Consider the following 23,162-nt stretch of genomic DNA (forward strand, 5'->3'; position numbering starts at 1 on the left):
TTAGCCAGATCGATACCCAGATAGACGATATTCATGTTTACTCTCCTGCTGAACGTATTTTGTTCAGTTAAGCGCAAAGGGAGGAGGTAGTCCATCCCATTACCTGGCGTAAGAAGTATGGCGGTATTGAGGTGCCTGAGGTTAAGCGCCTGAAGTCGCTTGAGGAAGAGAACGCCAGACTCAAGAAGCTGCTTGCCGAAGCCATGCTTGATAAAGAGGCGCTTCAGGTGGCTCTTGGGCGAAAGTACTGACGACAGACCAGAAGCGGGAAGCCGTGATGTTGATATGTGATGCGACCGGTCTGTCGCAACGTCGTGCCTGCAGGCTCACAGGTTTATCTCTGTCGACCTGCCGCTATGAGGCTCAGCGCCCAGCTGCAGATGCGCATTTATCAGGGCGCATCACTGAGCTGGCACTGGAGCGCAGGCGTTTTGGCTACCGTCGCATCTGGCAGTTGCTGCGCCGTGAAGGGCTACATGTTAATCATAAGCGCGTGTACAGGCTTTATCACCTCAGTGGCCTGGGCGTAAAACGCAGAAGACGTCGTAAAGGGCTGGCAACAGAACGTCTGCCGCTGCTCCGTCCGGCGGCACCCAATCTGACCTGGTCGATGGATTTCGTCATGGACGCATTCGCCACCGGTCGCAGGATCAAGTGCCTTACCTGCGTAGACGACTTCACGAAGGAATGCCTGACGGTCACTGTTGCCTTTGGGATTTCAGGCGTGCAGGTCACGCGTATTCTGGACAGCATTGCGCTGTTTCGCGGCTATCCGGCGACGATAAGAACGGATCAGGACCCGGAATTTACCTGCCGCGCCCTCGATCAATGGGCCTTTGAGCATGGCGTGGAGCTGCGACTTATCCAGCCCGGCAAGCCGACACAGAACGGATTTATTGAGAGTTTTAACGGACGCTTTCGCGATGAATGCCTGAATGAACACTGGTTCAGTGACGTCAGTCATGCCAGGAAAACCATCAGTGAATGCCGTCAGGATTATAATGAGTACCGCCCGCACTCCGCGCTGAATTATCAGGCGCCGTCTGAATTTGCGGCGGCCTGGAGAAAGGGTAATTCTGATAGTAAAGGATCCGACATTACTAAGTGAGCGTTGTATCTAATCCTGGGGGCAGGTCAGGGTCAGGAAGTACTGATGACAGACCAGAAGCATGATAAGTTGTAAATATGATAAATTAATACTAATTGAACGAAGGGTCATTGTGAAACTTCAAGGAGATATGCATGCTTATAAAAAAAATACAGGTTGAGGGTGGTTTTTTACAAGGAGTTGAAGCAGATTTCACTCCAGGTTTGAATGCTGTTATTGGTTCCAGGGGAACAGGGAAATCCTCACTGGTAGAGTTGATTCGATACTGCTTAGGTATAAAACGTTACATTAAAACAAATCAAACTGGAAATGATACTCAGGCTGTACAGATTCTTGAGGATGGTATTGTAACTCTAGTTATAGAGGATAATGGAAATCAGTACGAATTAGTCAGTACAGCATCACGAGTCGCTGAGAAACCTTTGATCACATCAAGATGGCCATTAATTTTCTCTCAGACTGATATCGAAAGTATAGGGTTAGACCCACAAAGTAGGGTGAAACTAATCGATGGGTTCATCAAGGATCGAGACTTATACATTAGTAAGAAAAATAAACTTAAAGACGCTATTAGTATTTCTTGTGAAAAATTGCGAAAGCTTCAGATTGAAGTTGATTCTGAGCAAGAGAATAGTAAAAAAGAAAAGTTATTATTAGACGAGATTACTAAATTACAGTCTATGCAGTCTGGATACAAAAATCTTAACAATCAATTCATCTTAAATAACGATAAATTGAACAGGATGAACAATGAAATATCTTTATATCATGTTGATGAGGAAAGATTGAAAAATGTAAGCGAAGAACTTACTAGTTTAAAGAAACTGCAAGATGAACAGTACTCTATCATTACTGAACTCAATGAAAAACCAACACCTAGATTTTTAGATAAAGCCCTTGCAATGTTTAAAGATAACATTTCTGAAAATATGCTAATGGCCTCGAATACAATCACCCAATTCAAGCAAGTAATTGATGAAACTAGGTCGAACATAATTGAAGCTATTAATAGACTTAATGAGGAATCATTCAGGGTTAGGAGTGAAATAGAAACATTTGTAGCTGGGTCTGGAGATATAAATAGAAAAATAATGAACATAATGACTAGCTTGTCATTAGTACAAGAAGAGCTTAAAAACTCTTCAAAAAGTAAAGAGCGTTTTAATGAGGAAAAAACAAATCTGATAAAAACAGTTGAAGATTTAATCGCTATTGATGAAGGAGTATTTAAGAGGAGAATTGAAATAGTAGATTATCTCAATGACAAGTTGAATAAATCCATAAAAATAAAAGGATTGCACGCAAATAATACGTTTTTATATGCTGATGCCTTCGAACACACTTTCAGGAACTCATCTTCCAACCTAAAATACAAAGATATTTTGGATGATCTAGCATCATCAGTTTCAAAACCGGAACTATTGAATATAGTTTTCAATCAAGACATAGATTCAATTAGCCTTTTTTTAGGAACTTCAAAACAAAGATCACTATCTATAATTTCAGCATTGACCTTTGATTCAATAGCAAAAATACTAATGGCAGATGTCGAAGATACTTTCGAGTTCTTTTTATTAGATAATGGAATTTATAAACCATTTACAAATTTATCGGTTGGGCAAAGATGCACTGTGATATTGCCGATAATATTACAGAATGATAATCAGGTTGTTATACTGGACCAACCAGAAGATCATATAGATAATGCTTTTATAGCAGAAACTTTAATACCATCGATACTGGAATGTGCAAGAACAGGTCAGCTTATTATTATAACTCATAACGCTAACATACCAGTGTTAGGTGCCGCAAATAATATAATTCATTTGGAGTCTGATGGTAAAAGAGGGTATATAAAAGATTCCGGTGAACTTAACAATAAAACTATCATCAGTACTATATCTAGAATTATGGAGGGGGGGCAGCAAGCCTTCAATACAAGAGCAGGGTTTTATTCTAATGAAAAATGATGAAATATTAAATATGTTAAATTCTGTATCACCTAAGCAGCGATATGATGTGGCTAAGTATTTAGCGGGAAATCAATTACCATTGCTAGAAATAAATCTGAGAACTGCTTATGAAAAAGAAACAGTAGGCTACATAAAAAAAACTTTAGATTTAGCAATTTCAAGACTACAGCAGAGCACAGTAAAGAATGAAGTAAATGATGATGAGGTTCCACAAAACCATCAAGTGTCCTACCAAAATGGTATGAATGAAATGGCAAGTATGTTCCTTCACGAATTAGAATCTGTAGTAGGTAGGATTGCATATACTGCAAAAAATGAAATAAAGCCATACGATATATCAGAAACAAAAAAACACATAGAAATGTTAAGGTCAGTCATAGAGGCAATAACTCAAATAAAAGAGGCAAGTAAATCTAAAAATACTGAAGAAGTTAATATTCATGAGTTTATTAATAACTTAATTCACTCGGCATACCCTAATAACCTATCAGAAATAAGACTCTCTGGTAATTTTGGAATAAATTGCATATGTGATAAAAACTTACTTAAACTCGCTATAACTAATGGTATAAGGAACGCCATTGAGTCATGCTTAGAATTTGATAAGGAAACTGAAATAAGTATTTGGTGGGGTGAAACCAATGTAGATTGGTTTATTTCAATAATGGATAATGGCATAGGTATCACCCTGCCAGTTGAGCAGTTGATGAAAAAAAAAGTGACCACTAAGAATAATCATCTTGGATATGGACTTTTGATCATTACAAAGGCGATGGAAAGACTAGATGGTCACTGGACTTTAGAGAATGATGCAGCAGAAGGTGCTAATTTAACATTAAGGTGGAATAAATGATTGAATTCTTATTACTAGAAGATGATCCACAAGAAGCAAAAATTGTTCAAGAAATATTAATCCCTCATCAGGTTAAACATGTAATAAACCTTGAACAGTTATCAGATATATGCCAGGAAGAAGAAAATTTCTTTGATTTTGCTATTTTGGATTTATCCGTACCTAAGAGTTTTAATGAACCTGAACCAAGCGAAGACAACGGCATTGAAGCCTTTAGGCTCTTCAGGAAGAACTTTCCGGGTACTCCTATATTGATATTGACTGGTTCATCTTCTACAGATCATTTCAGAGAGATGATTGGGCAAAGTTTTTCTACTAGAGTTTGGGGAAAAATAGAAATTAAGACTGTTGATTATTTCAAAAAGAATAAATTGGACGACCTCTATGAGGTTATTGATATAATCGTATCAGAAATAAATAGAGTAAATGATATCGAATTATATACAAATCATCCATCTTATAATATCGTTACTGAAAATAAAAAAAACAAAAGAGTTTTTTCCATTATCGCTAATAAGATGAACGGTTTCAAAGTAAATGTTAATCCTATAGGTCCTGGTTACTCTGGTGCAAAAATCCACCTACTAGATATACAGAACGAAAATAATAAAACCTTAAGTAAAGTAATTGTAAAAACTGGTGATTTAGATAAGATTGAAGAGGAATCTCATAACTACGAAAATCATGTGGTCGGAAGATTAGATCATTCTAAATATCCACCTAGAATCGATGTTTCAAGCTTTGGCGCTAAAAATTTAAATTCTATCTATTATAAATTTTTAGAAAGTGAAAAAAATATGTCTTTGTTTGATTATGTCGCATCAGATACTTTTGAAAGCGAGAAGTTAGGATTATGTTTCGATTTAACTAGCGAATGGAGAGACTTTTCTAAAAATGAAATTAAACAAATTTCAGATATCAGAAATATTTTTTTACCGGATGAAACCTTGTCATCATTGGTTAACTTGTTTAATTTAAGTTGGGTCGCCCAGTTTGAGAAAAGAAGAGTGAATTTCAATATGTGTATTAGTCACTGTGATTTTCATGGGGGTAATGTATTCATAAACCCTACTGACAATACTCGTCATATTATTGATTATGGTGATATTAAAATATCTCCTATCGCTTATGATGCTATATGTTTAGAACTTGGTTTTTTCTTTAATAAGGGTTCGAAGGTCTCTGGTTGGTTTATGAATGATTTAATTTATTCATGGGCGAATGATGAAGTATTTTTCTCTGATGCAAAACTTTCCAAACTTAAAGTGATTAGGGATTGGGCTAGAAGAAACATTAATGAAAGAGAATTTCTAGCAACTGCATATTGCTATGTAATAAGGCAGCTTAAATTCCCAGACGTTCAACAAAATAAACTTAAGGAAACGCTGGCTATTCTCAATAGTATTCAACATGAATTTAACAAGCAATGAAGATTCCAATCTTGAAATTCTAGGAATTATTTCCGGTGTTAGTAGTTCAACATTTTTAATCATGTTGTATGTGCTAATTATGTGGAATTCAATGCCGGAAACATTCCTACCTCGCAGAAACTACTTCCGACTTTATTACATAAATGACCTGTTGAGTAATAATCACGAAACAGCGATAGTAATCTCAAATTATTTACATATAACCCGTGATTTATTTATTGTCATATGACTCTTACGGATTTTAGCATCTGGTGACGCAATTGTTTGGGATTCCGGCATTTAACCCTTATATTATCAGAGGTGCCGCATATTGGTTAAAATCATGATTATACAATGACTATCAAACAACATAGTTTGAATATTTTGCCCATCAACTTCCTCTAATAAGTGCTTAATTAATGTATCAGTCATTATTTTTTATATTCTTAATCCTTATAAGATATTTTTACATGCAGTTAAAAGATTATTGCAATAAAATGAGAGTTATTTTATTATAACCCCGAGTTTATTAATGATGCCATTTTTGAAACGTTCGTTACTGAATGCCCATTCAGCCGGGATTTTTCGCCTCAGACGTTGGCATACAGTACTGTAGGATATGGCAGGGTTTAAATGTGAATATGCCATTCTAATTGAAGAGTATTCATGCCCATTGATCCGAATCATCCTTGCGTTACTGAAATTACCTCCTCCACCCTCCAGTGTTCTTTTATTGATCATGTTGTAACCAGTAACGTTGCTATATTCAAAATCAATAATGTCGTATTGCTGTATTCCTTTTGCTAAGTAACCCCATGAAATATAAAACTGGCGATCAGGGATTCCATCTAAATAAACAACTTGCAGTATTTTACCGCTGTCCATATTTGCAGCTTGATAGAGAACATATCCGTATTGCCTAGAGTATTTATGCATATCTCCGAGTTTTACGGTATCGCATCGTTCTACTTTACCTGCTGTAACTTTGTGGTTCTCGATATAGGTTTTATGCGGATATGTTTCAAACCGATACTTCTTCCATTCATTAACAGCTGCTTTTAATATGAACGGCGCGTATCTTCTAGTTAAGATTTCTGAGTTTTTTAGCATCCAATCAAAATCACCGTTGTTTTCAATATATACGATCTGGAAGTTTTTGAAGAAATCTTTATTAACAGGTTTACCATGTTTAAGATAATAGCACCTAAAATAGGGGCGTAAAGAATCAATGATCTTGTCCGTATTTTCAGGCTTATCAATTTGAATGTTCATATAGAATTCCCTGTGTTTATACACCCCCCAAGAAATGCCATTATATGACAAAACTCAGCAGTAAGCGTTTTCATTATACTGCTTATGAGTTGCAGGCACGGGGGGAATCCCCCTCATGGTACACACGTCTTTAATCCGGTTCGCCGGATTGGGGTTTCCCCCCAGACTGCCCAACATTCTCAGGCCACCGGCGAACCCCTCCGCCAAACACTACATATGGTATGCCGCTCAGATGCTGCCGCTACCATATGTAGTGTTTTCCGATTTTTAAGGGTGGAGATTTTTCCTGTTGGCGTCAAAGGGAGTTTTTTTCTGGGCGCTGCGCTATAATCCCTTTTGTATCAGGTGCCTGCGCATCCGGTACGGGGGAAAGCGACGGTGACGGGGCGTTGCCGCTCGCTCAACTCCCCTCCTCCGCAGGTTGGGTTTTTTACGGCATAGACGAAAACTCCCCAAAACGACCGATCACCATTTTGGTATTTATTATCGGCGGCTATTAATACCAACCTCGGTAAGCCTGTTCTTCACTGGCCGTATCCCCGATGCTTTGCTTATTCTTAATTCTGAGTTCAAGGATTTTGTCATGCAGCAGCAGGTCAGCTTGTCGTCCACGAAATTTCCCAGCCGCTTTAGCTTTTGTGATCCCTTCTTCCTATCGCCGGCGCCGGTCCTGATAATCTTTCCGTGCATGTATCGAGAATTGCTCAAGGGCACAGTGTATTGACAATAGATACACAACCTTATAATGTATATCCATTGTCAATACAGGAGATATAAAAAATGCGTGACGCTGCGATTAATTTGCGTGCTTTGCCAGAACAACGTGATCTCATAGATCAAGCCGCCAGCCTATTAGGTAAAAACCGATCTGATTTTATGTTGGAAGTAGCGTGTGAGCGCGCACAGGCTATTCTGCTCGACCAAGTTTTTTTCCAGTTAGATACTGAAAAATTTCATGAATTCACAGCGATGCTTGACGCACCTCAAAATGCAAATCAAGGTCTGGAACGTCTGATGGCAGTTAAAGCGCCTTGGGCATGAGTTTACAATTGTCTGCTCCTGAGCCACTTACAACTGCACATATCCTTGACGCTTTCGGTTGTGGGGAAACAACGTTAGATGAATGGTTAAAACGGCGCGCTCTGACAAACCACTTAAACGGTGCAAGTCGTACTTTTGTTGTCACGGCTCACGATAAAAGTGTTGTTGGTTATTATGCACTCGCAGCCGGTGCTGTGTCGCACAGGGAAGCGGCAGGATCTGTTCGGCGTAATATGCCTGATCCTATTCCGGTCATAGTATTGGGAAGACTGGCGGTCGACCTTCGCACTCAAGGAGTAAAGTTAGGTTCATCATTGCTACAGGATGCCGTTCTTCGAGTTCGCTCAATTGCTGAAAACACAGGGGTCAGAGCATTGCTCGTACATGCACTTCATGAACCGGCTAAACAATTTTATGAACACTACGGTTTTACATCATCGCCAATTAATCCGATGACATTAATGCTACGCCTTTAGCGTTTCCAAAGACCATGAAGCACAGCATGTGATGAAACCGAAAAATACTAAATATGAAGTAATACTTCATAATGATGAAGTGTGATTTCTGTTATTTTGTATTATTTTGTATTATTATGATCTAGAGTGCTTTTTTCCATAATATCGGTCATCGCACCTTCATGCGCCTGAAGATTACGGATATAACGCATTAATGTTTCAGGTTTTTTCCATGTCCCTTCCTGCATGATCTGAGCGACAGCATAGCCACGTCCCGCCATATCCTGTGCAGCGCCTACGCGGGCACTGTGACCAGTCCAGGCCGTATAGCGCCCTTTGTTTGGAATGATAGGTTCACCTGCTCCAATCGTAAGCCAGGCCTGTGCGAAAATTGATTCAATCGCAGGCGTGCTCAGCGGACGGGTGGCTGAAAGAGTTGCACTCCCAGAGCGGTGCACCGGACAAAAGAGGAAGGCGGCAGGTTCAGCATTTATACCAGACACCGACATCCACTCAGTTAGCCGGCGGGAGGACTGCGAACTTAGGGACTTGATCAGGCCACCAGTTTGAACAATAGTTTTGGTGTAACTCACATTAAGGATGATCCTGCCATCTGTTGCCCGGGAGATATCACGAACACGGAGACGGGCTAATTCACTGATACGCAGCAGCGTGCTGTAAGCCACATGCAGAAATGCCAAATCACGTTTATGGCGAAGCGATATCGAGTCAGACCAGAGCGCATCAAGCTCAAGCAGATCTTCAAGACGAAAGGGTACGGCCTGGCCAGTACGTTCACCCGTGACAACTGCAACACGATTTATTTTCTTCAGTGCGCGGAAAACCAGCGGTGAAGTATTAGGGGGGATTAGGCCAGCATTACGGTGTAACATTGAAATCAATGATCCATGCGTCGCAATCGTTGAAGAAGCGCGACCGCTCTCTTGCAGCCAGTTCAGATAATCGCGAAGGTCGGCCGGAAGCATGGGCAAAAACGAGCGGCTATTTTCAATCGACCATCTGTGGCAGATCCGCATAACACTCATCAGCTGTCGCCAGGTATTGGGCGAAAACGCCTCTTTGTCTTGAACAAATTCCTTAAGTCTCGCCAGAACATCCTCTTCAGCCTGAATAGCAGGTAGTGTCTGGTTGATTGGTGATAATTTGCCCATATATAGCTTAAAAAGCGAACTCCCGGTGACTGACAACGCTACGTGGATTCTGAGAAGGATGCAGGGGATTTGCCTTGCAGATTTCACGTAGCAAAACCTGCAAGATGATCTGCGAAAAATTACCTGCACCTATAACTACTGGATAGATTACCAGCTACGGAAGTGAATATCTAACTTTATATAAGTCCCATTATATAAAGTTGGAAATCTAATGCGAGTTCAAGAGACGGCTGATCATGGATGTATAGATAGGGTAGGGTTGATAAAATTCTGATTATAATATTGGGTGAAATTTCGGCTAATATTTAGATTCAAAAATGGAAACCTTGACTAAACTCTATATAGGGTTATTTATTTACGAAACTCAGCATGCTCTTTAAGAAAATTGCTGGCCGTATTTTCATCCCACCACATAACGTAAAAATGGAAATCTTCATCCGTATCATTGATGACGTAATGGTCGGTATGTTTAGGAATTGCCGCGATATCTCCGAATGTAAACGGGAATATTTCATCCCCGACTTTAAGTTTCGCATTGCCTTTAATGCCAATAAAAAATTCCTGATCAATTTGTGTATGAGATTGTGTTTGTGTATGAGGCCGAACCACACACCAGCCTGCGCCAATCGGAGTAGGATAACCTTCCCAGGGTAAAAGACGGGAGCCGTCAAGGTCATATTCGTGAACTAATTTATCCCACCGCATCGGACGAAATATTTCAAAAGCAGCCATATTAATTCCTCATGATTACTGTAAATAAATCATCGGGCTTAATTGAGTTAGAAAAAGTTAACTCGCTAATAAAATTTAATTAAATGATGGGTTTTCGCAAATGATATAAATTAAATCAAAGTTTAATTTTTCTAAACTAAAAAGACAGAGAACCCCGGTTGGCGCTCTCCTTATGCAGGCAGGTCAGGCGGGGTATTCATTCTCTTCCGCCACTGCTGTGGCGATGATCCAGTCTCTAAATCGTCTGTTCATCCGCTGCAAAATGGCCGATTCGTCATATACCAGGTAGTACGCGATTGGCGAATCAATGGCCACTCGCAGAGGATTGATGAGTGTCCCATTTTTCAGTTCTTCCCGAACCAGCACGCTGCGGATAAGGGCGATACCTTTCCCTGCCAGCGCTGCCTCAAGTACGCCGTTTGAATCGACAAAGACGGGACCTTTATCTGTGTCGGCACTTGGGATACCCACAGCATTAAACCAGACGGCCCAGTCCATTCGATGTTCATCGTGTAGCAGCGTATATCGTGTGATATCAAGCGGTGAAGAGAGAGGCTGCTCCTGAGGTATAAGACGAGGACTGCATACAGGACGCAGGCGGTCATTCAGAAGACACTGAGATTCCAGACCGGGGTAACGACCTGTGCCATGCCTGACAGCGAAGTCGATCCCTTCTGATAATAAATCCACTCGTCGGTTAGTGGTGCTGATTTGGACCTCAACGCCGGGGTTTTCCCTTTCAAATCCAGGCAGACGTGGCAACAGCCATTGGATCGCAAAACCACTGGTGCAGCTGATGGTAATTTTATTTGGTTTTCCTTCATTCATCAGTCGTTGTGTTGCTTCAGCTATCTGTTTGAATGCCGGGCGGATCGCGCGCAGATAGATTCGAGCTTCATCGGTTAGCTCAAGACTTCGGGGGCTGCGGATAAAGAGGCGTATGTTGGTCATGTCCTCCAGTTTCGCAATTTGCTGACTGATCGCACTGGAGGTGACGCACAATTCTTCAGCAGCTTTTTTCATACTTAAATGCCTGGCCGCTGACTCAAAGCACATAAGTGCATGTAAAGGTGGAAGTTTCATAATTAGCCCGATTATATGCATTAGTTAAACTTAATCATAAAAGAAAAACTTGTTTGTCTGTGTGCTGACATGCTTTTAAAGTTTTTTTATGTTTAAGCTTTATTAAACTTGAATATATATACAACATTTTTCTTTTAATAAAAAGAGGTGTAAAAATGCGTATTTCAGACTATATCAGATTGTTACTTCTCGCTGCTATCTGGGGAGCAAGTTTTTTATTTATGCGAATCGCAGCGCCTGAATTCGGTGCGATTAACACCGCGTTTTTACGCGTATTCTTTGGCTTTGTCGGACTTGCAGTTATCTTGTTTGCTATAAAATCCTCATTTAACTTCGACGGTAAATTTAAATCCTCTCTTATTTTAGGTGTGATTAATTCCGGTGTACCATTCTTTATGTATTGCCTTGCCGCCAGATGGCTGCCCGCCGGATATTCGGCCATACTCAATGCAACCACACCATTAATGGGAGCATTGATTGGATTTGCTTTTTTCGGTGAAAAGCTATCAAAAAGGAAATGGGGTGGGGTGATACTTGGGCTGGTCGGCATTATGGTAATAACCACCGTCGGAGAATCCCATTCCACGAATGAGACCATTGCCGGCGTTGTGGCATGTCTTGTGGCTACGGGATGCTATGGTGTAGCCGGTTTTCTGACCCGTCGATGGATCTCAAACAAAGGAGGATTGGATCCAAAAACTGTCGCATTCGGCAGCCAGATTGGAGCCACTTTATTTTTACTGCCTTTCTTTATCTGGAGTACCACAACCGGACCGACCATTAACTGGATGCAGGGAGAGGTATGGGCTAGCGTACTTGCCGTCGGAATAATTTGTACTGCTTTTGCTTATATTCTTTATTTCCGCCTGATTGCAGATATTGGTCCTCTGCGTTCACTCACTGTCACCTTTCTGATCCCGCCATTTGCAGTGTTGTGGAGCTATCTGGCCCTGGATGAAACTATTAATGAAGGGTTTATTGTCGGCGCGCTAATTGTGTGTGTTTCTGTGTGGTTGGTTGTCAGTCCAGAGAAAGTACGGGCAACCATAAAAAGTGAAGCGGTAAAATAATATTTTGATTGATGACTAGCACTGCAGTGTTGGGAGAGGGATTTATATGTCACATAATATTCCGTTATCTTCGTTACGGACTTTTATTGAAGTCAGTCGTCAGGGAAGTATGAAACTTGCTGCAGAAAAAATGTGCATCACAACGGGTGCCGTAAGCCAACAGATCCGTCACCTCGAGGAGCAAATGGGAATCAAATTATTCTCACGCCACGGAAAGCGTTTGATGCTGAGTATCCCGGGTCTCAGTCTGCGGGATGCTGTGGCCCGGGGATTTGAAGAGATTGAAAATGGTTGGGCAAGGATTGCCCCACCGGTTCAAAATCAGTTGGTCATATCCGTTGTGCCGGTCATTGCTTATCGGTGGTTATTACCACATCTCAACTCTTTTCAGCAGCAGAATCCACGAATCAGTCTTTCACTGAGAGTATGTCAGCCGTCAGAGCAGCTGAGAATGGAGAATGCAGATATTTGGATATCGTTATCTACGCTATCAGGTGAAGATCTGAGTAGTGTCCCGTTGTGGAAATCAGCGCTCATTCCGGTCTGTCATCCTGCATTGTTGAACGGAATGATGATCTCTCAACCCGAAGATTTACTTCATTACCCTCTACTTAAAAATATCAACCTGAGCGGCTGGAATGAATGGTTCACGCTTAATGATATAAAAGGGGAGGCTCGTTCACGCGGAGGTTGTTTTGATGATGAATTTGGACTCATCAATGCAGCACTCCTACAACAAGGGATCGCGCTGGTTCATGAACATTTTGTCCGTGAAGAGCTGGAAAACGGAACACTTGTGCAACTTTTTCCTGATTCTCAAACCCGGTACAGTACCTGCCAGTTCGTTCATCGGCAGGGAGCTCATCGTCACTGGATGGTACAAAGCTTTATGGAATGGCTAAACAGCATCTGTATGCAGACAGGTTGTTCAGAGACACTTTTATCTCAACAGCCACATTTTAATAACAGAATTAAAATTGGCGAAGTAAGGTGAGTAATTATACTGAGCCACACCTGCGAAGAGTTGCTGCTCAACCATAAGTGTTGCCAAAACATGGAACTTAAAGTGATAAGGAAACGCGATTTGCGAACAGTTAATTACTTTTAAAACAATAACTTAACTTCATATAATGTGCATTATGTTAAATAATGCACATTAAAGCAAATACCCAACATTTCTCAGGTTGACTGTTTAAGAGCTTCAGCGATATTCCACACGTCTAGGCTGCCCTGTGCGGCTGACACGGTCAACTCTTCATGACTTGGAGAAAACCGGACAAGAATGCCATTACGGCGCAGGAATAAAGCAGATGAAGCAAATGCGGTTCTCTTATTTGCATCATTGAAACAATGCCCCCGCGCTATAGCAAGAAGATATGCAGCAGCTAGAACGTATATATCATCCTCGCCTTCATACATGTGGCGGTTCAGAATTCGTGTTGCCATACTTTCTATCCGGCCAGGGTCAGCATAGCCGGCAAGACCTCCGTAAGCAGCAATCATTCGGTCATGAATGCCAATGATGTCTTTGCTTGAAAGAAAATAAATCATCGGTTTTTAAGAGCCTCAAGCGTCTTATCATGTTCACTAAACAACCAATCGAAATCCGATTCAGCCTGAATTCTCAGCATTTTTTCATACTGCTCAGCATCGATAACAACAACGGGCTTTGCCGATCGCCGTGTGATAATTACGGGCTCACCGCTAGAAACGCTATCAAGAACTGACGCCAGTTCGTTACGGGCAGTTGTAAAATTTATAGCTTGCATAGTCATATGCCTCATTGAAATGTACAATTAATACGTACAACTCAATGTACACTCCAACGGTGTTTTTTTCAACACTTCCACCTATGGCTATTCGGTTCACACGCTAGATCTAATGGTGGATAAACTGGGATGTAAACGTGCGCTGATTATAGGCACTCTGCTGATCCTGATAACCGATATTATGCTGTTTCACGCACGGGGCTTCAGCGACTTTCTGTTGGTGATTGTGGTTGATGGTCTGAGTCAGGCGCTGTGTAATAACAGCGATGCGCTGATTATCAGCCGCGTTTTGTTATCACAGAAATCACTAACCCACCTACGGCAGTTGAAGTCTCTGTCATGGTGGTTACGTAATGTGGCGCTGGGATTTTCAAGCCTCGCAGGAGGTGCAATTGCCAGCTACAGTAATCTTTATTTGCCCTTGTTAATCAGTATGGCAGCAGTGACCGTTAGCCTTGGCGGGATCAACCTGTTACCTGGGCACCGCCAAGCACGGCATATCATTTACTGCAAAAGACCGCCGATAAAGTTGCTCTGCCGTTGCTGTCAGTCCTGTCTAACCGCTACTACCGGCTACGTGATCTTATCGCCTGGGTATTTTTCTACGCGCTGGATACCATCGGCTACATGATTATCCCACTTCTGCTGCATACTTTTGCCGTTCCCTTTTGGGTTTACGGTCTGGCATTTGGTCTGGTAATTGCCGCTTCATCCTACGGTCATTTTAGGGTTTCTTACCAGCAGGAACCCGCGCGACAATACCAGCGTTATAGTCTGCTGGCATTGTTATCTAACAGTTTACTGTTACTTGCCACCCTTCGCCCGCTTGTTCCCGGAGTCTGTGTGGCTATGGCGGGTTTAGTCCTCTATGGCTGGATAAAAGCAAACCACCGCTGATCAACGAACTCCCAGTGCAACATGCTGCCACGTGCTTTAGCGCTGGAGCAATGTCGCATCCGCATTGCTGATGGCCTTGGTGCTAAATATTTCTCCAGCTTCAGCATTACTGCCCGGTATACTCTTTATCTGTTTGCTCTCTTTATCGATGTTGTTGCTATTTATCCGCTATGTACACCAGAACAATGAGGTGAGTGATGCCAAGTGAAAAACTGAGCTACAAAGATGTCGGTGTGAACTATGATGTGATTGATCCCTTTAAGGTTTTTGCCCAGCAAGCTTCTGCGCTTACTGCTTCATCCCTTACCCATCACGGGTTTAGCGAAATTACTGCTTCGCGTGGTGAATCTGCCTACCTGGTAGATCTCGGCCCACTGCTAATCGCCTCTATAACCGAATGCCTGGGAACAAAAATCCTTATCGCTGACAGTTATTATCAGCAAACCCAGAATAGCTACTATGCAGCTATCGCGCAGGATACGCTGGCTATGGCAATTAATGATCTGATTACTGTTGGTGCGCTACCTTTTTCCTGCCATGCCTACTGGGCAGCAGGTCATGAAACCTGGTTTAAGGACAAACGTCGTACCGAGGACTTGATCGCAGGCTGGCGGGACGTCTGTAAAAAATACAACCTTGCCTGGGGCGGTGGTGAAACCCCTTGTCTGAATAATGTCGTCCACGCGGAAACTATTGACCTTGCCGCTTCTGCGTTGGGCTATATTCACGATCGCAGACAACTTTCTGTTGGAGGCAACTTACAGAGTGGCACACAAATTGTTCTGCTCAGCTCATCAGGTATCCACTCTAACGGTGTCAGTCTGGCGCGCAGCGTGGCTGATCGATTACCGGATGGCTATCTGACACCATTGGCGGATGGTACTCCTTTAGGTGAAGCGCTACTGCAGCCAACTCATATCTATTCTGGTTTTATCGCTAAATTATTCGCTGCAGGTATATTTCCGCAATATATGGCTAATATCACCGGGCATGGCTGGCAAAAAGTGATGCGCTCACCGAACGCTCTCACTTATGTCATAGATCATCTCCCTTCAGTCCCGCAGGAGATGACGCTGATCTGTGATGAAGCAAAATTGTCGGCAGAAGAAGCTTATAAGACCTTTAATATGGGAGCAGGTTTTGCACTCTTCGTCACGGAAGAAGCCGTTGAAACTGTTCTTGCCTTAGCCAACGATGAGGAATTTACTGCCTTGCATGCAGGTTATGTTGAGGAAGGGGAAAAAAAGGTTGTCATTTCACCACTTAATATTACATATCATGGCGATGATTTTAAGTTACGTAATTGAGTATAACTACTTTCCCCCTAAACAACTAGACTTCAGAAGTCCGGACACAGAGTTAAGACGTGGTCGATTTCTCTGATACGTGGGTTAGGAAATTCTGATAAGCAGCTATCGTATCACACCCGGTTGTCTCATTTCGGTATCGGATTGAGATAGTTGACGAGCTCACGCTTTATCGCTGGTTTTAAAGCTTTTTTCGATGACGTCTTTCAGCGCCCGGCATTCCAAACTCAGATCGGCAAACATTTGCTTCAGACGACGATTCTCGTCCTCAAGGTCTTTGATTTTTTTGATATCAGCGGCTTCCATCCCGCCATATTTGGCTTTCCAGTTGTAATAGCTGGCTTCAGAAATAGCAGCCTCGCGGCACACATCTTTGACGGTCCTGCCAGCCTCGACTGATTTCAGGACGGCGATGATCTGGTGCTCAGTGAATCGGATCTTACGCATAGCGATCTCCTCAGGGGACATAATCAGTATGTCGGAAGATCGCTAAAAATGAATGGGCCGTTTTGGTGGGATACTTACACTCTGCTTCACGTGTATCTCACGATGCAATGCATGGCGCAGCTAATACGGCTTACGCCGGAGCGATTAGAGGAGCCATGCAAGGATGGCCTGGCGGCCCTGAAGGTGTCGCTATAGGTGCTGCGGGCGGTGCGATAAAAGGTGCAGTGACCGGTGCGGTCATATCTGGAGTACATTCATATTATAGCAATTGCTATAATAATAATCGCGGTGGGTTCGGTGGTGATTCTAATTCTAATAGTGTTAACGGACAGTGCCACTGGTAATTAAACCATTAAATCTGCGTAGAACCCCAAACGTATATATTGCATGGGGTTCTACGCAGAAACATATCTTTCTGAACGGCCATTACGCCTTTATCAGTGAAGGAAAAAGAACTCGATGTCAGTGCTGAATCAGAGAAAAATGACATAGCCCAGACAACCGGTTTACAGGAAAAAATCGAGTACAACAGCCAGATAAGCCCTGCATTTTCCCGTCCAGATATAAGTCACATCACCTCACCAGGCCTGATTAGGATCGGTAATAGCAAACTGGCGATCCAGATAATAAGGGATATCTCAATGTGTTCCTTAGACGCCTTCTTATAACGATGGCCAGGTTGCTGACAACTGATAATATTGAGCGCTTTCATCAGATTTGTTGCCCGCCAGCGGCTCAGTTTTATACCTTTGGTGGTGACGATCGCGGCAATGCTACGCGCTCCTGCTAAGCCGTTACTTTCGCGATAAACTTCACGCGCCAGGCTCAGTAATGCCACTCTCGTGGCGTCAGGCTTCCTGGGCTGCCGCCAGTATTTATAACTGCTGCGATGAACCCCAAACATGTTGTACACAACGGCAACAGGAAACCGCGCCCTGAGTTTCTCAACTTATGGAGTTGCCGCTTAATGGGGTACCAACTTGCAGTAAATCAGACCCCTGTTCATTTTGCTTCATTGCCACTCAACTATCCGAGAAAGATGAGTGGGGAGCCGCCAGCGTGCTTGAGGAACAATGGAACGCCGCCGGTTGCCTGGAAAGCCATTTGAAAATCCCACCTTACGATGGTCTGCAACAGGTTAACCAACAAAAAGACTTGCCAGTAAGAAAATGCACGAGGAAATGCCCATCGGAAATGGAAGAGATTTTTAAGCCTTGTTCCTGTCAAAGTGCCATGGGGGAATCCTATAGCACTTTATTTAGTGTAATCAGAAAGTTTCATCAGTTTTTTAGACGCCCGCTGATTTTAGGTAATAATACGTAATAGATGATTTCGACAATTCGGACCAGACCCACAATAATCGCTACACCCGCAATCCAGTTAGCCAGCCAAAGAGGTATTTCCAATATCGAAAAGGTGAAATACACGCCAATGCGACTTAATATGGCGAAGGTTAATAATCCGCAAAAAAATGTGGTTACAAACAAAAAAACTGGAGATGATTTTTTCATGCATACCAACGTTAAATAAAATGATGATACTGTTTGAAACAAATCCCCATTGCTAAGCCGAATAGCTGGGGATTTGCGCTATGCATCTTACCCTCGGCCATGACCGTGGTCACTGCTGCCTCTGTTTCCGTTATTACTTGTTTGGCGACCGCCACTGCTCCCAAAGCAGCTGCCTGAACCGGCAATCAGCCCTCCCATCCCACTCACAATCATTCCTCCTAGTCCACCATAACTGCCAGCAACAACGCCACCTATTATTCCAGCTCCAAGTCCTGCGGCACAGGAACTACTCATCCCACCTGATGAATTCCCAACCCGCCCATTTGCCTGACCTCCATAGCCACCATCACTCATCATCCCGGATGATGGACCGTTGCCATTGTAGCCGCCAGAGATATTTTCAACTTCACTCTTAGTTTGGAAGAAGAGGGCAATGAGTTTTTTCTTCCTGCTGGCCCTCAACGTTTTCGGGTCAGCAAGTACCGGATTAAAGGAGTACGTACGCTGGGAACGTTACAAATTGACCCGCCACGTTGGCCATAATTATTGGAAAACCCTTTGTTAATCATTTATACGGGGTTACGCTGAATATGGAAGGAATGAAAAATGAGTGATTACCACAAAATCTAATGCCGTCTCTTAAACGAATTGGCCACTCTGCAGTTTTGTTTTAGATGAAGCTACCAGCGCAATGGACAAAGAATTATTATCCGGTGATGGCTAGGGCATCATCTTACCTGTTTTCTTAACTGAACCTTCGGCACAGACTCTGTTTCGTCCTGTACGTTTCGCCTCATACAACTGCTGATCGGCGCGATTGACAACATCTGCTGACACCAAACCTCTGTGCTGGCCTGGATAAACAGTCGTAACGCCGAAACTTGCACTGACCTGACCCCATGGCGTATCCAAATGGGGAATCGTCAATGCGAGTATCCCCTCGCGAATGCGCTCAGCAACTTCGATCGCCCCTTTTGTATCGGTGCCAGGCAAAATAACGACGAACTCTTCGCCGCCATAGCGTGCGACCAGGTCGCCGGCTCGGGTCACCTGTTCAGCCATTACCCTGCCAATGCTGTGCAGAACGGTGTCGCCAGCCACATGTCCATAGCGGTCGTTGAACTTCTTGAAAAGGTCCACATCCAGCAAGATTAGCGAAAGGCAATCATCGCCACGTTGCGCACGTTTAAGTTCCTGATCAAGAATTTTATCGAACATCAACCGGTTTGCGATACTGGTAAGCTTGTCCGTGTTTGCCAGTACCTGCAGGCCAATATTGTACTGTTCAAGCCCCTCGGAACGGTCATGCAGTTTTTGAGCGAGCGTGTCCCGGATACCTATTTGCCTGACAAGTTTTGATGCGAGCAATCCGAACATCGCGCAGATCACCAATACCGCACCGCCAAGGAACAAGCTTGAGCGCTGCCATTGGCTTAATAATTCTGTTTTCGTGCGCCCGACAGCAACAATGAAGGGGTAGCCATCCACGTGCCTGTAGCTGTACAGCCGTTCGATCCGGTCAATCTTTGAGACCAGGGTTGAGGAACCGGCGTAATGCGTGGACAGAGCCTGCAGAACAGGGCCTTTAGAAATATCAGTCCCGATCAGCTTTTCGTCAAAAGGCCGCCTGTATACCAACGTTCCATCGGTAAGCGCGAGCAAGACGGTGCCGGTTTTGCCGATATCAATTTCGTTATAAATGCGTTCAAAAAAATTAATTTTGAGCGTAACGAGGGCCACACCGCCGAAGCTTCCGTCAGGTAGGTTAATTCTCCGTGATACCGGAATAATCCAGACGCCGGTGGACCGGCTTTTAATTGGCGGCCCGACATGTACTGCAAGGCTTCGATTAGCGCGGTGGTACGTAAAGTATTCACGGTCTGCATTATTCCCTTTAACCGGGCGGTTGAGAGACGTAGCCAGCCATGTTCCGTCTGCTCCGTAGGCAAATAATCCGTGTAGTTCGGAGTTGGCCTGGGCTGTTTCAACCAGGTGAGCCTGCAGCCGGCCGAGTTCGTGTGCGCCCATACCGTCGACTTCCAGACGTTCCGAAAGATCGGTCAAGGCAACACTTGCGGTTTTGAGGGTGGATTCCATCTGTACAGCGATCATGCGGGAAATATTCGTGTTGGCCACTTCAGAATCGCGCAATTGTGCTGTACGGGATGCAGAAATAAATGCGCCGGCGAGGACCAATATCAACAGACAGACAAGCGCTGTAGCTACTATAACCAGAGTCGTAACAGGGCGCTTCATACCGCTCAGGCGGATGAGATAGCGGTCCGAATCGTTTGAGGATGCATTCAATACAGTTCGCTCCTTCACTCAGTGAGCATGAAACTTGGGGGAGAAGTCTAGTATGGCATTAACCCAAAGTTTAGATGAGCTGTATCATCACAAATGGTTTTTTATCATCGGGTTATTATGAGGCGGTGTGTAAAGCGTACGGCTAACTTTACGTGGTTCTGTTTACACTTTAATTCCGCACCTGTAAACTAAATAAAATCAATGATTTAAGTTCGCATAATCATCATTATGTTAAATTACAATCATTCAACTGCATGTTCTTTTTTCCTCAAAAATTCCAGTACAGGCTTTCCTCTCCTCTGGAACTCTTATCAAGCTTCGTAATGTGATAAAAGAGGTGATCAGCAAAAACGCCGCATCGCTAAAATGTGTTTTAAAGCCGTTGTGCAGGAACAGGAGATAAACATGGCCATGAAGCTCATTAGAAAAAAAACTCCACGGGGTGCCCTGAAACGCTGGTTAACTGAGGAAGAAGAAACTGCCGTTAAAAATATCTTCGGCCACAAGCAGGTGCGCAGTGCACCGGATCGCGCATTGGCGGAACACGTTATTCACGAAATGCGTGAGAGTGAACTCTGGCTGCAGTGCAGCTGCATAGCCGGCGACACGCCCGCGCTCAACAGTGCCAAGCTGATGTCTGAAACCCAGACGCTGTTCCTGTCAGGATTTGGTCACAGTCATGATCCGTCCTGTCCGATGTTCCGGGTCTTTAAAGGCGATGAGGATGCCACCCGTTCAGGAACCCGGCAAGCTGCCGGCAGCAAGCGCCTCAATTACCGAGATTTTTTACCCGCCGACGAGTCGGAAACGACCATTAAAGCGCAGGGCAAGCCGGTGACGGCAGGCGATGACCGAACCCGGCGCAAACGCCGCCCCCGCCTTGCGCGCCTCCTCCTGACGCTCATCGAGGATGCGGGACTGAACACCTTCAGCCCGGTCAGCCCGCTGCCTAACAAGACGGCCAGAATCTGGCTTGACGCCCTGGCAGCCTCGGCGGATGCGCAGGAGTTTATCCGCGGCCGCCGGCTTTCGGAAATCATACGGTTTCAGCCGGCGATGGGCGAAGCTGCTCAGGAAAGGCTGATGCTGGCACTGGAGTGCCCAGACGCAAACTGGCCTGCTGGCAAAGCCCGGGTTTTTTATCAAATATTCATGTCGGACCTGGTCAGCCGTGAGCACGCAACCTTTGCCTGGAACGGCGGTGAACGAATGTTCGCCCCGGATAAAGGTGTAAGCATCAACGGAGAGTCGCAGGAAGGCGTGAGGCCGCCTTACTGGGTGATCCTGGCCTTCCGGCGCGGGGCTGAGGGTACGGTCATATGCAGTGAAGGGTATGCGCACGCTCTGTTTCGGCGTACCTGTCCGGTACCGGTAGACAGCGGGCTGGAGCGGCAAACGCTGGAAGGGATAGCAGAAGTGGCCAGATGGCTCAAAGGCAAAGCGGGCGACCTTACTCTGGTGAAACCCCTGTTTGATATTGAGGTGGACGTCGAGGGAGACAAAGGCTTTGTGCTGCCTGATTTTATCATTCAGGCCATAACGCCAGATGGCCGGGAGCATAGCGTGATCATTGAGACGATGGGATACACCGATGATGAGTACTGCGAGCGTAAAGCCGAGCAGCATAAAGGGATGCGCACGCTGGGAACGTTACAAACCGATCCGCCACGCTGGCCACAGGAAGTAGACAAGCGCTTTACCAACCATTTGTACGGGGTCATGCTGAATCTGGAAGGTGTGAAAACGAGTGATGAGACCCAGACTCTAATGCCGCCCACTTAAAGGAATTGCACACTTTGGTTTTAAATCTTCATCCGGGGAAACGGCTTTATTCAGCTTGGTAAAAAATCCGGATTTTTCAGCCATGAACGAACGTTCCCTAAGGGCAGCACTAGCAAAGAGTTAACCGATAAGTACTCAAAGCAAGTCTTGAAAAGTAAGAGAAATTACGTCTACACTGACATGAAGAATTATTGTACACATGCCCAATGTGTCATTAATTTCTGCGCTCACATGACAAATACCGGTATTCAATTTTAAACTTGATGTTTAAAGAGAAAATATGAAGATTAAAACATTACTCACATTAGTGGCGATAATTATATCTAGCAATGCCGTCAGCAAGGAAAGCAAAACTGATGATGTGTTAGAACTTAATAATGCAACCGTTTTATTAAAACTTAACGATGGCAGTAAGGTACAAGTAAAAACGTGTGATGAATATGTCACCTTGCGTAAGGCAGGGAAAAAAATTGTTGGATATCCAGGTCGCGATCCTCAGGAGTTAGGTGAGGCAACCCGAAACTTAGACGAATGCTTCATGAAAGCTTACGCTACAGCGAAGGGGTGGCAAGACGTTAGCGCAACGACACAGCCCGTAAGTATCAAGGATATTGTCGAGCATTTTCCTGCTGAACTCGCCATGAAAACGTTGAACACTGTTGATATAAAAGCCAAAACTATCAATGATACGGCGACGGACTGGAGCATGACAGATAATGGGGCGTACATTTCAAAAACAAATAAAGTGGGTTACTTCCCTTTTACCACTCATAATTATGTCGATCAAAAAGGTACTGTGCATCTATTCCTCACACTGGCGAACTTTAAAAACCCAGAGGATGTTTGGGACTTTACGAGTTATCAGGTCATATCTCAAACCTCGCCGGTTTGGGACGTTAATAAAATCGACGTTAACAGCCCTCTAAAATAAACATTAAGTTTTATTCTTATTTTATGTAGCCCACCTTGTTATT

Annotated in this window: 19 protein-coding genes and 3 pseudogenes; 13 read left to right on the forward strand and 9 right to left on the reverse strand. The window is 43.8% G+C overall.

The window, feature by feature from the left end; genetic code table 11:
* Positions 1-101: 101 nt before the first annotated feature.
* The 4 genes and pseudogenes from LC431_RS25255 to LC431_RS25270 form a co-directional block, all read left to right on the forward strand.
* Positions 102-1,108, forward strand: a pseudogene (locus LC431_RS25255) (IS3 family transposase); the annotation flags it as partial.
* A gap of 134 nt (positions 1,109-1,242) precedes the next feature.
* Positions 1,243-3,078 (forward strand): AAA family ATPase, encoded by a 1,836-nt coding sequence (locus LC431_RS25260; protein WP_223510431.1) that lies wholly within the window; start codon positions 1,243-1,245, stop codon positions 3,076-3,078.
* Positions 3,068-3,934, forward strand: coding sequence for a HAMP domain-containing sensor histidine kinase (locus tag LC431_RS25265; protein ID WP_223510432.1), 867 nt, complete (start codon positions 3,068-3,070; stop codon positions 3,932-3,934). Before LC431_RS25260 ends, LC431_RS25265 begins: the two co-directional genes overlap by 11 nt.
* The gene (locus tag LC431_RS25270; RefSeq protein WP_223510433.1) at positions 3,931-5,364 is read left to right on the forward strand and encodes a phosphotransferase; all 1,434 of its coding nucleotides are present in this window, start codon (positions 3,931-3,933) and stop codon (positions 5,362-5,364) included. The genes LC431_RS25265 and LC431_RS25270 overlap by 4 nt, the downstream gene beginning before the upstream one ends.
* Positions 5,365-5,847: 483 nt before the next feature.
* On the opposite strand, the gene LC431_RS25275 is transcribed toward LC431_RS25270, so the two are convergent.
* Positions 5,848-6,615, reverse strand: a complete 768-nt coding sequence (locus LC431_RS25275) for a hypothetical protein (protein WP_223510434.1) — start codon at positions 6,613-6,615, stop codon at positions 5,848-5,850.
* 780 nt (positions 6,616-7,395) lie between these two features.
* Between LC431_RS25275 and LC431_RS25285 the strand changes: the two genes are divergently transcribed.
* Positions 7,396-7,656 carry a DUF1778 domain-containing protein gene (locus LC431_RS25285; RefSeq protein ID WP_112198336.1) on the forward strand — a complete coding sequence of 87 codons (261 nt, stop codon included), beginning with the start codon at positions 7,396-7,398 and terminating at the stop codon, positions 7,654-7,656.
* Positions 7,653-8,132 (forward strand): GNAT family N-acetyltransferase, encoded by a 480-nt coding sequence (locus LC431_RS25290; RefSeq protein WP_223510435.1) that lies wholly within the window; start codon positions 7,653-7,655, stop codon positions 8,130-8,132. Before LC431_RS25285 ends, LC431_RS25290 begins: the two co-directional genes overlap by 4 nt.
* A gap of 101 nt (positions 8,133-8,233) precedes the next feature.
* Here the strand turns inward: LC431_RS25290 and LC431_RS25295 are convergent, their stop codons facing one another.
* From LC431_RS25295 to gcvA, 3 genes are all read right to left on the reverse strand, one after another.
* Entirely contained in the window at positions 8,234-9,283 is a 1,050-nt protein-coding gene (locus tag LC431_RS25295; protein WP_223510436.1) for a tyrosine-type recombinase/integrase, read from the reverse strand.
* A gap of 351 nt (positions 9,284-9,634) precedes the next feature.
* Entirely contained in the window at positions 9,635-10,015 is a 381-nt protein-coding gene (locus LC431_RS25300) for a cupin domain-containing protein (protein ID WP_223510437.1), read from the reverse strand.
* Positions 10,016-10,198: 183 nt separating this feature from the next.
* On the reverse strand, positions 10,199-11,098 hold the full coding sequence (gene gcvA / locus LC431_RS25305) for a transcriptional regulator GcvA (RefSeq protein ID WP_134706933.1): 900 nt from the start codon (positions 11,096-11,098) through the stop codon (positions 10,199-10,201).
* Positions 11,099-11,253: 155 nt separating this feature from the next.
* Between gcvA and LC431_RS25310 the strand changes: the two genes are divergently transcribed.
* Positions 11,254-12,168: a DMT family transporter gene (locus tag LC431_RS25310; protein WP_223510438.1), complete on the forward strand. Its 915-nt coding sequence runs from the start codon at positions 11,254-11,256 to the stop codon at positions 12,166-12,168.
* 46 nt (positions 12,169-12,214) lie between these two features.
* Positions 12,215-13,162 carry a LysR substrate-binding domain-containing protein gene (locus tag LC431_RS25315; RefSeq protein WP_134706931.1) on the forward strand — a complete coding sequence of 316 codons (948 nt, stop codon included), beginning with the start codon at positions 12,215-12,217 and terminating at the stop codon, positions 13,160-13,162.
* A 185-nt stretch (positions 13,163-13,347) separates the two neighbouring features.
* Here the strand turns inward: LC431_RS25315 and LC431_RS25320 are convergent, their stop codons facing one another.
* On the reverse strand, positions 13,348-13,719 hold the full coding sequence (locus LC431_RS25320) for a type II toxin-antitoxin system death-on-curing family toxin (protein WP_223510439.1): 372 nt from the start codon (positions 13,717-13,719) through the stop codon (positions 13,348-13,350).
* Positions 13,716-13,943, reverse strand: coding sequence for a type II toxin-antitoxin system Phd/YefM family antitoxin (locus LC431_RS25325; protein ID WP_223510440.1), 228 nt, complete (start codon positions 13,941-13,943; stop codon positions 13,716-13,718). Before LC431_RS25325 ends, LC431_RS25320 begins: the two co-directional genes overlap by 4 nt.
* Positions 13,944-14,477: 534 nt before the next feature.
* Here LC431_RS25325 and LC431_RS25330 point away from each other — a divergent pair.
* From LC431_RS25330 to LC431_RS25340, 3 genes are read left to right on the forward strand one after another with little or no spacing between them, the layout of a single operon-like run.
* Complete coding sequence (locus LC431_RS25330; protein WP_223510441.1) at positions 14,478-14,834, forward strand: hypothetical protein; 357 nt, start codon at positions 14,478-14,480, stop codon at positions 14,832-14,834.
* Between the two features lie 21 nt (positions 14,835-14,855).
* Positions 14,856-15,023, forward strand: coding sequence for a hypothetical protein (locus LC431_RS25335; RefSeq protein ID WP_223510442.1), 168 nt, complete (start codon positions 14,856-14,858; stop codon positions 15,021-15,023).
* An 8-nt stretch (positions 15,024-15,031) separates the two neighbouring features.
* Positions 15,032-16,141, forward strand: a complete 1,110-nt coding sequence (locus tag LC431_RS25340) for an AIR synthase-related protein (protein ID WP_223510443.1) — start codon at positions 15,032-15,034, stop codon at positions 16,139-16,141.
* Positions 16,142-16,287: 146 nt separating this feature from the next.
* Here LC431_RS25340 and LC431_RS25345 read toward each other — a convergent pair.
* From LC431_RS25345 to LC431_RS25355, 3 genes and pseudogenes are all read right to left on the reverse strand, one after another.
* Positions 16,288-16,588 (reverse strand): annotated as a pseudogene (locus LC431_RS25345) (transposase); the annotation flags it as partial.
* A gap of 460 nt (positions 16,589-17,048) precedes the next feature.
* Positions 17,049-17,537: pseudogene (locus LC431_RS25350) on the reverse strand (IS3 family transposase); the annotation flags it as partial.
* A gap of 1,282 nt (positions 17,538-18,819) precedes the next feature.
* On the reverse strand, positions 18,820-20,406 hold the full coding sequence (locus LC431_RS25355; protein ID WP_223510444.1) for a sensor domain-containing diguanylate cyclase: 1,587 nt from the start codon (positions 20,404-20,406) through the stop codon (positions 18,820-18,822).
* A gap of 405 nt (positions 20,407-20,811) precedes the next feature.
* Here LC431_RS25355 and LC431_RS25360 point away from each other — a divergent pair, with 405 nt between their 5' ends.
* On the forward strand, positions 20,812-22,188 hold the full coding sequence (locus LC431_RS25360) for a hypothetical protein (RefSeq protein WP_223510445.1): 1,377 nt from the start codon (positions 20,812-20,814) through the stop codon (positions 22,186-22,188).
* A gap of 280 nt (positions 22,189-22,468) precedes the next feature.
* Positions 22,469-23,119 (forward strand): hypothetical protein, encoded by a 651-nt coding sequence (locus LC431_RS25365; RefSeq protein WP_223510446.1) that lies wholly within the window; start codon positions 22,469-22,471, stop codon positions 23,117-23,119.
* Positions 23,120-23,162 lie beyond the last annotated feature (43 nt).

Source organism: Rahnella sp. GSA61A (assembly GCF_019969905.1).
GTDB lineage: Bacteria > Pseudomonadota > Gammaproteobacteria > Enterobacterales > Enterobacteriaceae > Rahnella > Rahnella aceris.

Excerpts from the sequence above, each read along its gene's own strand:
- LC431_RS25300 (WP_223510437.1), bottom strand. The coding sequence starts at position 10,015 with ATGGCTGCTTTTGAAATATTTCGTCCGATGCGGTGGGATAAATTAGTT.
- LC431_RS25285 (WP_112198336.1), top strand. The coding sequence starts at position 7,396 with ATGCGTGACGCTGCGATTAATTTGCGTGCTTTGCCAGAACAACGTGAT.
- LC431_RS25290 (WP_223510435.1), top strand. The coding sequence starts at position 7,653 with ATGAGTTTACAATTGTCTGCTCCTGAGCCACTTACAACTGCACATATC.
- LC431_RS25325 (WP_223510440.1), bottom strand. The coding sequence starts at position 13,943 with ATGACTATGCAAGCTATAAATTTTACAACTGCCCGTAACGAACTGGCG.
- gcvA (WP_134706933.1), bottom strand. The coding sequence starts at position 11,098 with ATGAAACTTCCACCTTTACATGCACTTATGTGCTTTGAGTCAGCGGCC.
- LC431_RS25335 (WP_223510442.1), top strand. The coding sequence starts at position 14,856 with ATGCTGCCACGTGCTTTAGCGCTGGAGCAATGTCGCATCCGCATTGCT.
- LC431_RS25260 (WP_223510431.1), top strand. The coding sequence starts at position 1,243 with ATGCTTATAAAAAAAATACAGGTTGAGGGTGGTTTTTTACAAGGAGTT.
- LC431_RS25265 (WP_223510432.1), top strand. The coding sequence starts at position 3,068 with ATGAAAAATGATGAAATATTAAATATGTTAAATTCTGTATCACCTAAG.
- LC431_RS25320 (WP_223510439.1), bottom strand. The coding sequence starts at position 13,719 with ATGATTTATTTTCTTTCAAGCAAAGACATCATTGGCATTCATGACCGA.
- LC431_RS25340 (WP_223510443.1), top strand. The coding sequence starts at position 15,032 with ATGCCAAGTGAAAAACTGAGCTACAAAGATGTCGGTGTGAACTATGAT.
- LC431_RS25270 (WP_223510433.1), top strand. The coding sequence starts at position 3,931 with ATGATTGAATTCTTATTACTAGAAGATGATCCACAAGAAGCAAAAATT.
- LC431_RS25365 (WP_223510446.1), top strand. The coding sequence starts at position 22,469 with ATGAAGATTAAAACATTACTCACATTAGTGGCGATAATTATATCTAGC.
- LC431_RS25360 (WP_223510445.1), top strand. The coding sequence starts at position 20,812 with ATGGCCATGAAGCTCATTAGAAAAAAAACTCCACGGGGTGCCCTGAAA.
- LC431_RS25295 (WP_223510436.1), bottom strand. The coding sequence starts at position 9,283 with ATGGGCAAATTATCACCAATCAACCAGACACTACCTGCTATTCAGGCT.
- LC431_RS25315 (WP_134706931.1), top strand. The coding sequence starts at position 12,215 with ATGTCACATAATATTCCGTTATCTTCGTTACGGACTTTTATTGAAGTC.
- LC431_RS25310 (WP_223510438.1), top strand. The coding sequence starts at position 11,254 with ATGCGTATTTCAGACTATATCAGATTGTTACTTCTCGCTGCTATCTGG.
- LC431_RS25275 (WP_223510434.1), bottom strand. The coding sequence starts at position 6,615 with ATGAACATTCAAATTGATAAGCCTGAAAATACGGACAAGATCATTGAT.